Source organism: Trinickia fusca (genome assembly GCF_003628145.1).
GTDB lineage: Bacteria > Pseudomonadota > Gammaproteobacteria > Burkholderiales > Burkholderiaceae > Trinickia > Trinickia fusca.
The window spans coordinates 29,453-42,424 of the sequence record NZ_RBZV01000011.1 but is presented as its reverse complement, the minus strand read 5'-3'; the positions used below and the strand labels follow the sequence as shown (position 1 = coordinate 42,424).

Sequence of the window (12,972 nt, the reverse complement as noted above, 5' to 3'; positions counted from 1 at the left end):
ATGAACCTGCACCGGCATCCCGACCTGATCGACCGGCTCGCGAGCCAGTACGCGCTCGGCGTGCTGCGCGGCGGCGCGCGCAGGCGCCTCGAGCGCATCGCGCAAACCGATAGCGCCGTACGAGCCGCCATCGACACGTGGCAGCAACGCCTCGCCGCGCTGCCCGAACTCGCGCCGCCCGTCATCCCGCCGGCCACGACGTGGCATGCGATCGAGCACCGCCTCGGCTTGACGGAGCGACACGCCCCGGCGCAAGCAACTGCGCCTCGAGAGCGAGCGCCGTCGCGTGAGCGTGTGCGCTGGTTCGACAATCTCGCCTTCTGGCGCAACTGGTCGATCGGCGCGACCGGCGCCGCGCTGGCCGCCGCGGTTGCGCTGGCGGTCACGCTGGGGCCGTGGTCCGGCCAGACCCTGGCGCCGCTGCCGCCGACGGGCGAGCAGACAGCTGCACAACAGCCACCGTCGGGCACGACATCGGTCGAGCGTGTCGCCTATGTCGCCGCGCTCGCGGACCGGCAAACGGACAAGACGATGGTATTCGTCATGTGGGATGACAAGAACGCGATGCTGAGCGTGCACCGCATGATGGGCGGCGATGCCGCGCCGGCCGGCAAGAGCGAACAGCTGTGGGGCATCCCCGAGCACGGCAACCCGGTTTCGCTCGGCATGCTGCCGCCGGGCAAGGTCGTCAGCATGAAGGTGCACGGCATGGCGGCATTCGTGAAGCTGGCCGTCTCGGTCGAGCCCGAAGGCGGCTCGACCAGTGCGACCGGCCCGAGCGGCCCCGTCGTGTGCAGTGGCAGGCTGATGGCGACGGCCTGACCGTGGCCTAACCGTGGCCCGGCAGCGCCATAACCGAGCCGCAGCCGTGGCTCGGCCGCGCCTGGCGGCCCGGCACGGCGCGGCCACGGTGATAAAATCGAGCGCTTGCTGCTTGCCGTACCCGCGTCGGGCCCTGCCCGCCCATGCCGCGCGCGCCTGCCGCCGCCTCGATTGATCACGTTCACTGCCCATCACCATGACGTCCCAACTGCATAAAAAAGGCGAAGCCTGGTCGGCTCGCTTCTCGGAGCCGATGTCCGAGCTCGTCAAGCGCTACACGTCGTCGGTTTTCTTCGATAAGCGCATGGCGCTCGTCGACATCGAGGGCTCGCTCGCGCACGCGAAGATGCTGGCGGCCCAGCGCATCATCGGCGCCGACGACCTGGCCGCCATCGAGCGCGGCATGGCACAAATCAAAGGCGAGATCGAGCGCGGCGAATTCGTCTGGCAGCTCGATCTCGAAGACGTCCACCTGAACATCGAAGCGCGCCTGACCGCACTGATCGGCGATGCCGGCAAGCGCCTGCATACGGGCCGCTCGCGCAACGATCAGGTCGCCACCGACATCCGTTTGTGGCTGCGTGGCGAGATCGATCGCATCGGCGTGCTGATCAAGGACTTGCGCACGGCGCTGCTCGAGCTTGCCGAACACCATGCCGAGACGATCATGCCGGGCTTCACGCACCTGCAGGTCGCGCAGCCCGTCACGTTCGGCCATCACCTGCTCGCCTACGTCGAGATGTTCGGCCGCGATAGCGAACGCATGCGCGATTGCCGCACGCGCGTGAACCGGCTGCCGCTCGGCGCCGCTGCGCTCGCGGGCACGAGCTATCCGATCGATCGCCACGCCGTCGCGCAGACGCTCGGCTTCGACGGCATCTGCGCCAACTCGCTCGATGCGGTATCCGACCGTGACTTCGCGATCGAATTCACGGCCGCCGCGGCGCTCGTGATGACGCACGTCTCGCGACTGTCCGAAGAGCTCGTGCTGTGGATGAGCCCGCGCGTGGGCTTCATCGACATCGCGGACCGCTTCTGCACGGGCTCGTCGATCATGCCGCAGAAGAAGAACCCCGACGTGCCCGAGCTCGCGCGCGGCAAGACCGGTCGCGTGAACGGCCATCTGATGGCGCTGCTGACGCTGATGAAGGGACAGCCGCTCGCGTACAACAAGGACAATCAGGAAGACAAGGAGCCGCTGTTCGACACCGTCGATACGGTAGCCGATACGCTGCGCATCTTCGCCGAGATGGTGGCGGGCATCACCGTGAAGCCGCAGGCGATGCGCTCGGCGGCATTGCAAGGCTTCTCGACTGCGACAGACCTGGCCGACTATCTCGTCAAGCGCGGCCTGCCGTTCCGCGATGCGCACGAAGCGGTTGCGCATGCGGTGCGCATCTGCGTCGACCGCCAATGCGATCTGGCCGACCTCACGCTCGAAGAGATGCGCCAGGAATTGCCGAACGTCGCCCATCTGATCGGCGACGACGTGTTCGAGTATCTGACGCTCGAAGGCTCGGTCGCGAGCCGCAATCACCCGGGCGGCACAGCACCCGAGCAAGTACGCGCAGCCATTGCCGCGGTGCGCAAGTCGCTGGGCTGACGCCCGAACGCGTACGCAAACTCATGAAAGGCGGGCCTGCGGGCCCGCTTTTTTGTTTACGCCTGCGGCCCAGCCGTCGGCGCACCGTCGAAAAATTGCGCGCCGGCGAACGGATATTGCTGCACGTCGAACAATGAGCACGACATTAGTGCAAATAATCGATTCAATTAAACGCTTCGACTCCACTACCAGAACGGATAGGACCACTTTAATTACACATGGTTAAAGGGTTTTACGAAATCGACGATCATTCAGATAACACCTTTCAAACACTGGATATTTTATTTTCCATTGCCAATAATTAGTCGAACATCCCTTGAATACCCGCTTCGCATCAAGCATGCGCAGCGAAGCACTCACTGTCCCGGCGTGGTACGTGTGCACTAGGGCGGCATGGACGCCCAAGCGAAAAATCGATGCACCGTGCATAGACCGAGGCCGAAAAAATTTCGCGGGGATTCGACCGAAAATGCTCTCGTCAAATTTGCAAACCGTTTGGGTTGCCGAAAAAACGGCTGGTATCGAACGCATTCGCTCGATGCATTTGACGTCCGGCATCGAGCTCCTGGAATGGCATGCGTGCGGCGTGCAGCTCGAGCACATGCCGTCGGCCGAGCACGTGCTCAACGTCTGTCTGGCTGGCGGCGAACAGTGCAGCCTGATCGAGAACGGCAAGACCGTCCGCCACGGCTTCGATGGGGCGGTATGCCTGTTTCCGGCTGGCGGCAGGCACTCGCGCTGGCGTGTCACCGGTTCGATGCGCGTACTGCAGCTGCACTTCGACGATCGCAATATCGGGCAAAGCCTCGCGCCGTTCACCGACGGGACGCCGCGCCGTTACCGCTTTCGGGAGGTCGTCTTCGAAGAATCGCCCGTCATCAGCTCGGCCGCCCGCAGCATCGCGCAGACCGACTGGACCGATGCCTCGCTCGCGCATGGCCTCGACAGCCTGGCCAACTGGATCGCCCTGCACATGATTCGCGGCTATGCCTTCACGGGCATCGAGTCGACGAGCGTACGCGGCAAGCTGTCGCCGTCGCAGATCAACGAGATCGACGCGTTTATCGACGCGCACCTGGGCGACGCGATCCGCCTCGACGACCTCGCACGCATCTGCAACCTGAGCCGCTACCACTTCCTGCGCAAGTTCAAGAATACGTTCGGTCATTCGCCCCACGCGTATCTGACGAAGCTGCGCATGAGCCGCGCCTATCAATTGCTGACCGACGGCAAGCGCAAGATTACGGGCGTCGCGCTCGAGTGCGGCTACAACCAGCACAGTCAGTTCGCGACCGTGTTCAAGCGGCATTTCGGGTACTCGCCCAGCCAGGTGCAGAAGCGCCGGTGAGCGAGCCGGTCAGTCGTTCCCCGCCGTCTCCGACAAGCGCTTCATCGTCGCCACGCGCGCGCCGATCAAATCGGCACGATCGGCTTCGCTGCCGAGCGGAGCCGTCGCTTCGTAATAGGCGAGCCATGCGCGCTGCGCCCGCGCAAGCGTCGTGCGCACATGCGACGGCAACTTGTCGCGCAGCTTGCGGCGGTAGCGGTTCACATCGAATTGCGCGTGTTCGCAAGCCGCATCGAGCGAGCAAGCACGCAGACGAGGCATGGGGTTGTCGTTGCTGTCGGCGGCCGGCTGGGACGAGGATTGCTGCCCCTGCGCGTCAAAGGACGCCGCCACGCGCCGCAAGGCCAGCGCGCGATCACGCTCCGGCTGCAACAGGAGATTGGCCCCTGCCATCTCGTAGACCGACCCGCGCGTCGTCGCGATCACGGCGCGCACGAGCACCACCTCCTGATTGCGCCATGCGAGCCAGCGCCGCTGGCTTTCCTGCCAGCCACGCCGCACTTTCTCGGGCGCATTGGCCTCGAGTGATTGGTAAGCCGCGTCGCTTGCACTACGCCACGCCGCGCGCGCGGCGTCCGTACACTGCACCTGGCCGGCCGTCGACGAGCGATCGGCCCGCGCAAGGCATTCGCGCATGGCCGTATCGATCGGGTCGGCCGGCGCCGCTTCGGCGTGGGCGGCCTGCGGCACGGCAATTGCACCCGCACCGGCCGCAGCCAAAGCCAGCACGAGCAGCGCACGACCCAGCCTTGCATGAATGCGAGGGCGAGTACGCCGCATCGTCACATCCGCACGCAGTCGACGAAGTATTCGACGCGGCCGTTGATCGACTCGGCCACGAGCCCGTGAATGTCCGTCGAGAAACCCGGGAAGCGTTCGTTGAACTCGCGCGCGAACTTCAAATAGTTGACGATCGTCTTGTTGAAGCGCTCGCCCGGAATCAACAGCGGGATACCCGGCGGGTACGGCGTGAGCAGGATGCTCGTCACCCGACCCTCGAGCTCGTCGATCGGCACCCGGTCGATCTCGCGGTGGGCGAGCTTCGCGAATGCGTCGGACGGCTTCATCGCCGGCTCCATGTTCGACAGATACATCTCGGTCGTGAGGCGTGCGATGTCGTTCGCGCGGTACACGCTGTGGATCTGCTGGCACAGATCGCGCAGGCCCATGCGCTCGTAAGCCGGATGCTGCGCGACGAACTCGGGCAGCACGCGCCACAACGGCTGGTTGTTGTCGTAGTCGTCCTTGAACTGCTGCAGCTCGGTCACCATCGAGTTCCAGCGACCCTTCGTGATGCCGATCGTGAACATGATGAAGAACGAGTACAGGCCCGTCTTTTCGACGATGATGCCGTGCTCGGCCAGATACTTCGTCACGATCGCGGCCGGGATGCCCGTCTCGCCAAAGTCGCCGGCGAGGTCCAGGCCCGGCGTGACGATCGTGGCCTTGATCGGATCGAGCATGTTGAAGCCTTCGGCGAGCGAGCCGAAGCCGTGCCACGGATCGTCGGCGCGCAGGACCCAGTCCTCGCGCGAGCCGATGCCTTCGTCGGCGAGCGCGTCGGGCCCCCACACCTGGAAGAACCATTCGTCACCGTATTCGGCATCGACCTTGCGCATCGCGCGGCGGAAATCGAGCGCCTCGGCGATCGACTCTTCGACGAGTGCCGTGCCGCCGGGCGGCTCCATCATCGCAGCCGCGACGTCGCACGAGGCGATGATCGCGTATTGCGGGCTCGTCGACGTGTGCATCAGATACGCCTCGTTGAAGCGATGCTTGTCGAACACGCCGTTGACCGAATCCTGCACGACGATCTGCGACGCCTGCGAGATGCCGGCCAGCAGCTTGTGCGTCGAGTGCGTCGCGAACACGAGTGCGCCCGTGCGCGGACGGCCCGCGCCGATCGCATGCATGTCCTGGTAGAACGAGTGGAACTCGGCATGCGGCAGCCACGCTTCGTCGAAGTGCAGCGTGTCGAGGAAGTCGCCCAGCAGGTCCTTGATCATCTCGACGTTGTAGACGACGCCGTCGTACGTGCTCTGCGTGATCGTGAGGATGCGCGGCTTCAGGTTCGGATTCTTCGCCAGCGCCTCGCGCGCGAACGGGTTCGCCTCGATCTTCTTGCGGATGTTCTCGGGCTTGAACTCGTCGCGCGGAATCGGGCCGATGATGCCGAAGTTGTTGCGCGTCGGCGTGAGGAACACGGGGATCGCCCCCGTCATCGTGATCGCGTGCAGGATCGACTTGTGGCAGTTGCGGTCGACGACGACGATGTCACCCGGCGCGACCGTCGCGTGCCAGACGATCTTGTTCGACGTCGAGGTGCCGTTCGTCACGAAGAACAGGTGATCGGCGCTGAAGATGCGCGCGGCGTTGCGCTCGGACGCGGCCACCGGACCGATGTGATCGAGCAGTTGCCCGAGCTCGTCCACGGCGTTGCACACGTCGGCGCGCAGCATGTTCTCGCCGAAAAATTGATGGAACATCTGGCCGAGCGGGCTCTTCAGGAACGCGACGCCACCCGAGTGCCCCGGGCAGTGCCACGAGTACGAGCCTTCGTCGGCATACTTGACGAGCTCCTTGAAGAACGGCGGCGAGAGCGAGTCGAGGTAGACCTTGGCCTCGCGCACGATGTGGCGCGCGACGAACTCGGGCGTGTCCTCGAACATGTGGATGAAGCCGTGCAGCTCGCGCAGGATGTCGTTCGGCAGGTGGCGCGACGTGCGCGTCTCACCGTACAGAAAGATCGGAATGTCGGCGTTGCGGCGGCGTACCTCGGCGACGAACGCGCGCAGTTCGAGAATGGCCGTGGCCAACTCGGGCAGCTCGCCGTCGGGACCGGTCTCGCCGAGCATCAGCTCGTCGTCGTCGAGCGACAGGATGAAGCACGACGCGCGGCTCGATTGCTGCGCGAACGAAGTCAGGTCGCCGTAGCTCGTGAGGCCGAGCACCTCCACCCCCTCCCCTTCGATCGCTTCGGCGAGCGCACGGATGCCGGAACCCGAGATGTTCTCGGAGCGAAAGTCTTCATCGATGATGACGACGGGGAAACGGAACTTCATGGAAGCATCTCCAAAAACAAGGACCGCCGGCACAGGGTTGGCATCCCTCGTGCCCAGCGGCCGCTCGGTGAATCGGGTCAGTGCGCGCTATGCGTCGCGAAACAGGCGAAAAACGGCGTCAGGTCTTGGGCAGCGTGACACCATGCTGCCCCTGATACTTGCCGCCGCGATCGGCATACGACACGTCGCACACTTCGTCGCTTTCGAAGAACAGCACCTGCGCAACACCCTCGTTGGCGTAGATTTTCGCCGGCAATGGTGTCGTATTCGAGAATTCGAGCGTCACGTAGCCTTCCCACTCGGGCTCGAACGGCGTCACGTTGACGATGATCCCGCAGCGCGCGTAGGTCGACTTGCCGAGGCACACCGTCAGCACGTTGCGCGGAATGCGGAAATATTCCACCGTGCGCGCGAGCGCGAACGAGTTCGGCGGAATGATGCAGACGTCGCCCTTGAAGTCGACGAACGACTTTTCGTCGAAATTCTTCGGATCGACGATCGTCGAGTTGATGTTCGTGAAGATCTTGAATTCGTCCGCGCAACGAATGTCGTAGCCGTAGCTCGAGGTGCCGAAGCTCACGATCTTGCGGCCGTCCTCGCCCATACGGACCTGATCGTGCACGAACGGCTCGATCATCTTGTGCTGGTCGGCCATGCGCCGAATCCACTTGTCGGATTTGATGGTCATAAAGTGACGCTGGAAAACGGGTTCACTGCCGGATTTGGCCGCATGCGAGCGCCGGGCCTGCCCCGTGCTCGGCGAAAGCCGGATCGCTGGTATCGCGATGCACGAGGACCGAGCGCCCGAGCACCGAGCGCACGCCGTCGAGCGAGAGATCGGGCGCCACGATGAACCCCGTCGCCACACCGGTCTCGTCCGCATGGAGGTTGCCGAGGTCGCCCTCGACGCGCACGCCGCTCTTCAACCGCGCAGCCGTCGGTGCGAACACGGCGCCGGCGCTTGAGCCGTCCACCGCGTTGCAGTCGCCGCGCTCGTGCACTTGCAGCGCGTGGTCGCTGTTGGGAGGCAGCCCGACCAGGTTGTAGGTGACTTGCACGCCGTCCGCACGTTCGACAAACGTGACGGTGCCCCGCGCGCCGTTGCCGGCGGTCGGTCGTAGCTGGGCTTGCGCGCGCTTTTCGTGGTTGCCGAAGATGGTCGTGCAGCCGCCGAACGCGAAAGTCAGCCCGAGAAGGCCGGCCAAGGCCAGCGCGTTCAGACGGTGCGCATGCCGCCCGTCGGTTCGTTGTCTCATGCGATCCTCATGCCGGCCCGCGACGCCCCACGCGCCGCCCGACCGGATCAAGCGAAGGCGACATGATACCGCGTCGGGCGCACGCCAAGCACATCGATGGCAGTTCGGCAAGCCGGAACGCCCCTACGAGCGGCATGGCACGCATCAGGTGTTCTGCACGACGATGGTCGGGAACTTCGCGCTCATGTCGCGTGCGCGCTCCGCGATGTGGATCGCCATCTTGCGCGCGATGGCGCGGTACATCTGCGCGATGCGCCCATCGGGATCGGCCACGACGGTCGGCCGGCCGCCGTCGGCCTGCTCGCGAATCGCCATATCGAGCGGCAGACTGCCGAGTACGTCGACGCCGTAATCCTTCGCCATGCGCTCGCCCCCACCGGTGCCGAAGATGTGCTCGGCATGGCCGCAGTTCGAGCAGATGTGAATGCTCATGTTCTCGACGATGCCGAGGATCGGGATGCCGACCTTCTCGAACATCTTGAGCCCCTTCTTCGCGTCGATCAGCGCGATGTCCTGCGGCGTCGTGACGATCACCGCGCCCGTCACGGGCACGCGCTGCGACAACGTGAGCTGGATGTCGCCGGTGCCCGGCGGCATGTCGACGATCAGATAGTCGAGCTCGCCCCAGTTCGTCTGGCGCAGCAGCTGTTCGAGCGCCGACGTGACCATCGGGCCGCGCCAGACCATCGGATTGTCCTGCTCCACCAGAAAGCCGATCGAATTGGCCTCGATGCCGTGGCCCGCGAGCGGATTCATCGTCTTCCCGTCGGGCGACTCGGGGCGCCCGGTGATGCCGAGCATCGTCGGAAGCGACGGCCCGTAGATGTCGGCGTCGAGAATGCCGACCGATGCGCCTTCCGCAGCCAGCGCCAGCGCGAGGTTGACGGCCGTCGTGCTCTTGCCGACGCCGCCCTTGCCCGACGCCACCGCGACGATGTTCTTCACGTTCGGCAGCAGCTTCATGCCTGGCTGCACCGTATGCGCGACGATCGATTGCGACACCGTGATGTCGGCGCCGGCCACGCCCGGCACCTTCAGCAGCGCGTCGACGACGAGGGCGCGCAGCGCGTCGAACTGGCTCCTGGCCGGGTAGCCGAGCACGAGCTCGGCCTTGACTGTGGCGCCGTCGATCGCGACGTTCCTGATGCCTTTGGCTGCCGCGAACGGACGGCCCGTGTTGGGGTCTGCGACGGCCGCGAGGGCAGCGTCGACCAAGGCCCGATCAATGCTCATCGAAACGACTCCGAAGAGAAAGGGTTGCAAAGTAGCGACGGGCCTCGCCAAGCAGGCCGATGGCCCTTGGCGAAGCGTCGTACTGGACGGAAATAGTTGAAAGAAAGTGTTGCTCGCCATTGCCAAAAGGCGACCCACCGGGCAACTTCGCGCCTCACAAAGCCGTGGTGCCGCAACGCGACGTACACGCGCTATTGTAGTGGCTCGCGCCACTCCAGTTGGAAGACGCGTCGTCCAGGCCCGACGACACCGGGCCGCTCATCGCGCCCGAGACGTTCACCCAGGACGCCGTTCCGACCAGTTTTTTTGAGAGGACACGAACATGAAAGCAAAAATCGTCACCCGCCTGACCGTCATGACCGTCGCCGCCGCGCTCGTTGCCGGCTGCGCCACCCAGCAGCAGACCAACACGGCCGTCGGCACCGGCGTCGGGGCCGGGCTCGGCGCCGGCATCGGCGCACTCGTGGGCGGCGGCAAGGGTGCGGCGATCGGCGGCGCAATCGGCGCCGCGGCTGGCGGCATCACCGGCTACAACTGGCAGGCGATCCACAACAAGCTGTCCGGCGCCACCAAAGGCACCGGCACGCAGATCACCGAGCAGCCCGACGGCTCGCTCAAGCTCAACATCCCGAGCTCGGTCACGTTCGACACCAACAGCTACTCGATCAAGCCGTCGTTCGCGCCGGTGCTCGATCAGGTCGCCCAGACGCTGAACCAGAACCCCGAGGTGATCGCGCAGGTCGTCGGCCATACCGACAGCACTGGCCAGCCGGCCTACAACCAGACGCTGTCCGTGAACCGCGCCCAGAGCGTCACGGGCTACCTCGCGCAGCACGGCGTGGCCGCGCAGCGCCTGTCGGCTCAAGGCATGGGCGCGAACCAGCCGATCGCCGACAACACTACCGAAGCCGGCCGCGCCCAGAACCGCCGGGTCGAGATCTACCTGCGCGCGACGGCGCAGCACGGTCAGCAACCGACCGTCCAATAAAGGGCGCAACTCGACGAGCAGAGAAGCGGAGCACCTGGTCGCCCGGGTGCTCCGCCCCGACTTTCCAGGCTCGCGGCCAGCCTCCGGCAAGGTCTCGGTAAACGATTCGAAAAAACTTTCGAATCGACGGAAACTCACCGGGAAATCCGCTGTCTGTATCTTCGGTACGTGGCTGGCGAACCGCGCCGCTGCGTCACCATTCTCCTCTTGTCGTTGTTGCTCCGGGGCCTATCGCCCCGGTTTTTTTTGCCCGTTTTTTACCGATCCTGGTCGCCTCGACCGGCCAACCGGGTCTCGTCTCCGGCCTCCTCCGACCCGAATAACCGCGCCCATCCTGCCTTGCCGGTGCCCGCTCCGAGCCGGCTGCCCCCCGCCGCGCCTGTTAGAATCGACGCTTTCCCTTCGCAGTTCCTCTCCAGAAAGCCCATGACAGCACCCGCCCACGATTCGATCGCGCAGGGAGGCGCGCGCGCCAGCCGCCGCCGCATTCTCGTCACGTCCGCGTTGCCGTACGCGAACGGACAGATCCACCTCGGCCACTTGGTCGAATACATCCAGACCGACATCTGGGTGCGCGCGATGCGAATGCATGGGCACGAGATCTACTACGTCGGCGCCGACGACACGCACGGCACGCCGATCATGCTGAGCGCCGAAAAAGAAGGCATCACGCCGAAGGCGCTGATCGAGCGCGTCTGGCGCGAGCACAAGCGCGACTTCGACAGCTTCCTGATCTCGTTCGACAACTATTACTCGACCGACTCCGAGGAAAATCGCGAGTTGGCCGGGTCGATCTACCGCTCACTGCAAGACGCGGGGCTCATCGACGCCCGCGAAATCGAGCAGGCGTACGACCCCGTCAAAGAGATGTTCCTGCCCGACCGCTACGTGAAGGGCGAGTGCCCGAAGTGCGGCGCGAAGGACCAGTACGGCGACAACTGCGAGGTCTGCGGCTCGACCTACCAGCCGACCGAGCTCGTCAACCCGTATTCCGTCGTCTCGGGCGCAACGCCCGTGCGCAAGAAGTCGACGCACTACTTCTTCCGGCTGTCGGATCCGCGTTGCGAAACGTTCCTGCGCGCCTGGGTCGGCGACCTGGCCCAGCCCGAGGCGACCAACAAGATGCGCGAATGGCTCGGCGACGCAGGCGAGGCCAAGCTGTCCGACTGGGACATCTCGCGCGATGCGCCGTACTTCGGCTTCGAGATTCCTGGCGCGCCGGGCAAGTACTTCTACGTCTGGCTCGATGCGCCGGTCGGCTACTACGCGAGCTTCAAGAACCTCGCCTCGCGCCTGAACCTCGACTTCGACGATTGGGTCAAGAAAGGTTCGTCCGCCGAGCAGTATCACTTCATCGGCAAGGACATCCTGTACTTCCACACGCTGTTCTGGCCCGCGATGCTCGAATTCTCGGGCCACCGCACGCCGACGAACGTGTTCGCGCACGGCTTCCTGACCGTCGACGGCGCGAAGATGTCCAAGTCGCGCGGCACGTTCATCACGGCGCGCAGCTACGTCGAAACGGGGCTGAACCCCGAGTGGCTGCGCTACTACTTCGCGGCCAAGCTCAACGCGACGATGGAAGACCTCGACCTGAACCTCGAGGACTTCCAGGCGCGCGTGAACAGCGACATCGTCGGCAAGTACGTGAACATCGCGAGCCGCGCGGCCGGCTTCCTGGTCAAGCGTTTCGAAGGGCGCGTGCACGACGGCGCGATGCGCCATCCGCTGCTCGGCACGCTGCGTGAGGCGATGCCGCAAATCGCCGCGCATTACGAGGCGCGCGAATATAGCCGTGCGCTGCGCCAGACGATGGAGCTCGCCGACGCCGTGAACACGTACGTCGACACGGCCAAGCCATGGGATCTGGCGAAGGACCCGGCCAACGCCGCCGCCCTGCACGAGACGGTCAGCGTGTGCGTCGAAGCATTCCGGCTGCTGACGATCGCCCTCAAGCCGGTGCTGCCGGCGCTGGCCGCCAATGTCGAGGCCTTCCTCGGCGTTGCGCCGCTCACGTGGGATCACGCCGCCCAGCCGCTCAGTGGCGAGCGCCCGATCAACGCCTATCAGCACCTGATGACGCGTATCGATGCCAAGCAGCTCGAAGCGCTGCTCGCGGCGAACCGCGCGACGCTCCAGCCGACCGAAACCGGCGCGGCCGCGGCGCAGGCATCGGCCCAGCAGACGAAGGCCGCGGCGGCAGCAAAACCCGCGGCCAAGCCCGCCGCCGGCGACGACGACGCGGGCGGCTTCATCTCGATCGACGACTTCGGCAAGATCGACCTGCGCATCGCGCGCATCGTCGAGTGCAAGGCCGTCGAGGGCTCGGACAAGCTGCTGCAACTGACGCTCGATGTCGGTGAGGAAAAAACGCGCAACGTGTTCTCCGGCATCAAGTCGGCTTATCGCCCCGAGGACCTCGTCGGCAAGCTGACGGTGATGGTCGCGAACCTCGCACCGCGCAAGATGAAGTTCGGCATGTCGGAGGGGATGGTGCTCGCAGCGTCGGCCGCCGACGAGAAAGCGGAGCCGGGCCTCTACATCCTCGAGCCGCATAGCGGCGCGAAGCCCGGCATGCGCGTGCGCTGAACGACGCATGGCGCACCACGCACGTCGCGCGCCATGCGCGATGTGCGTCGCCCCGGCCACCGCTGGTGCGC

At 65.3% G+C, this 12,972-nt stretch carries 10 protein-coding genes; 5 read left to right on the top strand and 5 right to left on the bottom strand.

Annotation, left to right across the window (positions count from 1 at the left end):
• The 3 genes from D7S89_RS21110 (at nt 1) to D7S89_RS21100 (ending at nt 3,773) form a co-directional block, all read left to right on the top strand.
• Nucleotides 1-822: an anti-sigma factor gene (locus D7S89_RS21110; RefSeq protein WP_121280801.1), complete on the top strand. Its 822-nt coding sequence runs from the start codon at nt 1-3 to the stop codon at nt 820-822.
• Nucleotides 823-1,018: 196 nt separating this feature from the next.
• Nucleotides 1,019-2,425, top strand: a complete 1,407-nt coding sequence (gene argH / locus D7S89_RS21105; protein ID WP_121280799.1) for an argininosuccinate lyase — start codon at nt 1,019-1,021, stop codon at nt 2,423-2,425.
• 538 nt (nt 2,426-2,963) lie between these two features.
• Entirely contained in the window at nt 2,964-3,773 is an 810-nt protein-coding gene (locus D7S89_RS21100) for a helix-turn-helix transcriptional regulator (protein ID WP_121280917.1), read from the top strand.
• 9 nt (nt 3,774-3,782) lie between these two features.
• On the opposite strand, the gene D7S89_RS21095 is transcribed toward D7S89_RS21100, so the two are convergent.
• The 5 genes from D7S89_RS21095 to apbC form a co-directional block, all read right to left on the bottom strand.
• The gene (locus D7S89_RS21095) at nt 3,783-4,553 is read right to left on the bottom strand and encodes a lysozyme inhibitor LprI family protein (RefSeq protein WP_121280797.1); all 771 of its coding nucleotides are present in this window, start codon (nt 4,551-4,553) and stop codon (nt 3,783-3,785) included.
• Nucleotides 4,554-4,555: 2 nt separating this feature from the next.
• The gene (locus D7S89_RS21090) at nt 4,556-6,835 is read right to left on the bottom strand and encodes an arginine/lysine/ornithine decarboxylase (RefSeq protein WP_121280795.1); all 2,280 of its coding nucleotides are present in this window, start codon (nt 6,833-6,835) and stop codon (nt 4,556-4,558) included.
• Nucleotides 6,836-6,953: 118 nt separating this feature from the next.
• Nucleotides 6,954-7,523, bottom strand: coding sequence for a dCTP deaminase (dcd, locus tag D7S89_RS21085; protein WP_121280793.1), 570 nt, complete (start codon nt 7,521-7,523; stop codon nt 6,954-6,956).
• A gap of 22 nt (nt 7,524-7,545) precedes the next feature.
• Entirely contained in the window at nt 7,546-8,091 is a 546-nt protein-coding gene (locus D7S89_RS21080) for a superoxide dismutase family protein (RefSeq protein WP_121280916.1), read from the bottom strand.
• Nucleotides 8,092-8,235: 144 nt separating this feature from the next.
• Entirely contained in the window at nt 8,236-9,324 is a 1,089-nt protein-coding gene (gene apbC, locus D7S89_RS21075) for an iron-sulfur cluster carrier protein ApbC (RefSeq protein ID WP_121280791.1), read from the bottom strand.
• Between the two features lie 322 nt (nt 9,325-9,646).
• Between apbC and D7S89_RS21070 the strand changes: the two genes are divergently transcribed.
• Both D7S89_RS21070 and metG read left to right on the top strand, forming a co-directional pair.
• The gene (locus D7S89_RS21070) at nt 9,647-10,312 is read left to right on the top strand and encodes a YiaD family glycine zipper/OmpA-like lipoprotein (RefSeq protein ID WP_121280789.1); all 666 of its coding nucleotides are present in this window, start codon (nt 9,647-9,649) and stop codon (nt 10,310-10,312) included.
• Nucleotides 10,313-10,738: 426 nt separating this feature from the next.
• The gene (gene metG / locus D7S89_RS21065; protein ID WP_121280787.1) at nt 10,739-12,901 is read left to right on the top strand and encodes a methionine--tRNA ligase; all 2,163 of its coding nucleotides are present in this window, start codon (nt 10,739-10,741) and stop codon (nt 12,899-12,901) included.
• The last annotated feature ends 71 nt before the right edge of the window (nt 12,902-12,972 follow it).

What these genes read in the sequence shown, in the direction of transcription:
- D7S89_RS21110 (WP_121280801.1), top strand. Translation starts at nt 1, where the DNA reads ATGAACCTGCACCGGCATCCCGACCTGATCGACCGGCTCGCGAGCCAG.
- argH (WP_121280799.1), top strand. Translation starts at nt 1,019, where the DNA reads ATGACGTCCCAACTGCATAAAAAAGGCGAAGCCTGGTCGGCTCGCTTC.
- D7S89_RS21100 (WP_121280917.1), top strand. Translation starts at nt 2,964, where the DNA reads ATGCATTTGACGTCCGGCATCGAGCTCCTGGAATGGCATGCGTGCGGC.
- D7S89_RS21095 (WP_121280797.1), bottom strand. Translation starts at nt 4,553, where the DNA reads ATGCGGCGTACTCGCCCTCGCATTCATGCAAGGCTGGGTCGTGCGCTG.
- D7S89_RS21090 (WP_121280795.1), bottom strand. Translation starts at nt 6,835, where the DNA reads ATGAAGTTCCGTTTCCCCGTCGTCATCATCGATGAAGACTTTCGCTCC.
- dcd (WP_121280793.1), bottom strand. Translation starts at nt 7,523, where the DNA reads ATGACCATCAAATCCGACAAGTGGATTCGGCGCATGGCCGACCAGCAC.
- D7S89_RS21080 (WP_121280916.1), bottom strand. Translation starts at nt 8,091, where the DNA reads ATGAGACAACGAACCGACGGGCGGCATGCGCACCGTCTGAACGCGCTG.
- apbC (WP_121280791.1), bottom strand. Translation starts at nt 9,324, where the DNA reads ATGAGCATTGATCGGGCCTTGGTCGACGCTGCCCTCGCGGCCGTCGCA.
- D7S89_RS21070 (WP_121280789.1), top strand. Translation starts at nt 9,647, where the DNA reads ATGAAAGCAAAAATCGTCACCCGCCTGACCGTCATGACCGTCGCCGCC.
- metG (WP_121280787.1), top strand. Translation starts at nt 10,739, where the DNA reads ATGACAGCACCCGCCCACGATTCGATCGCGCAGGGAGGCGCGCGCGCC.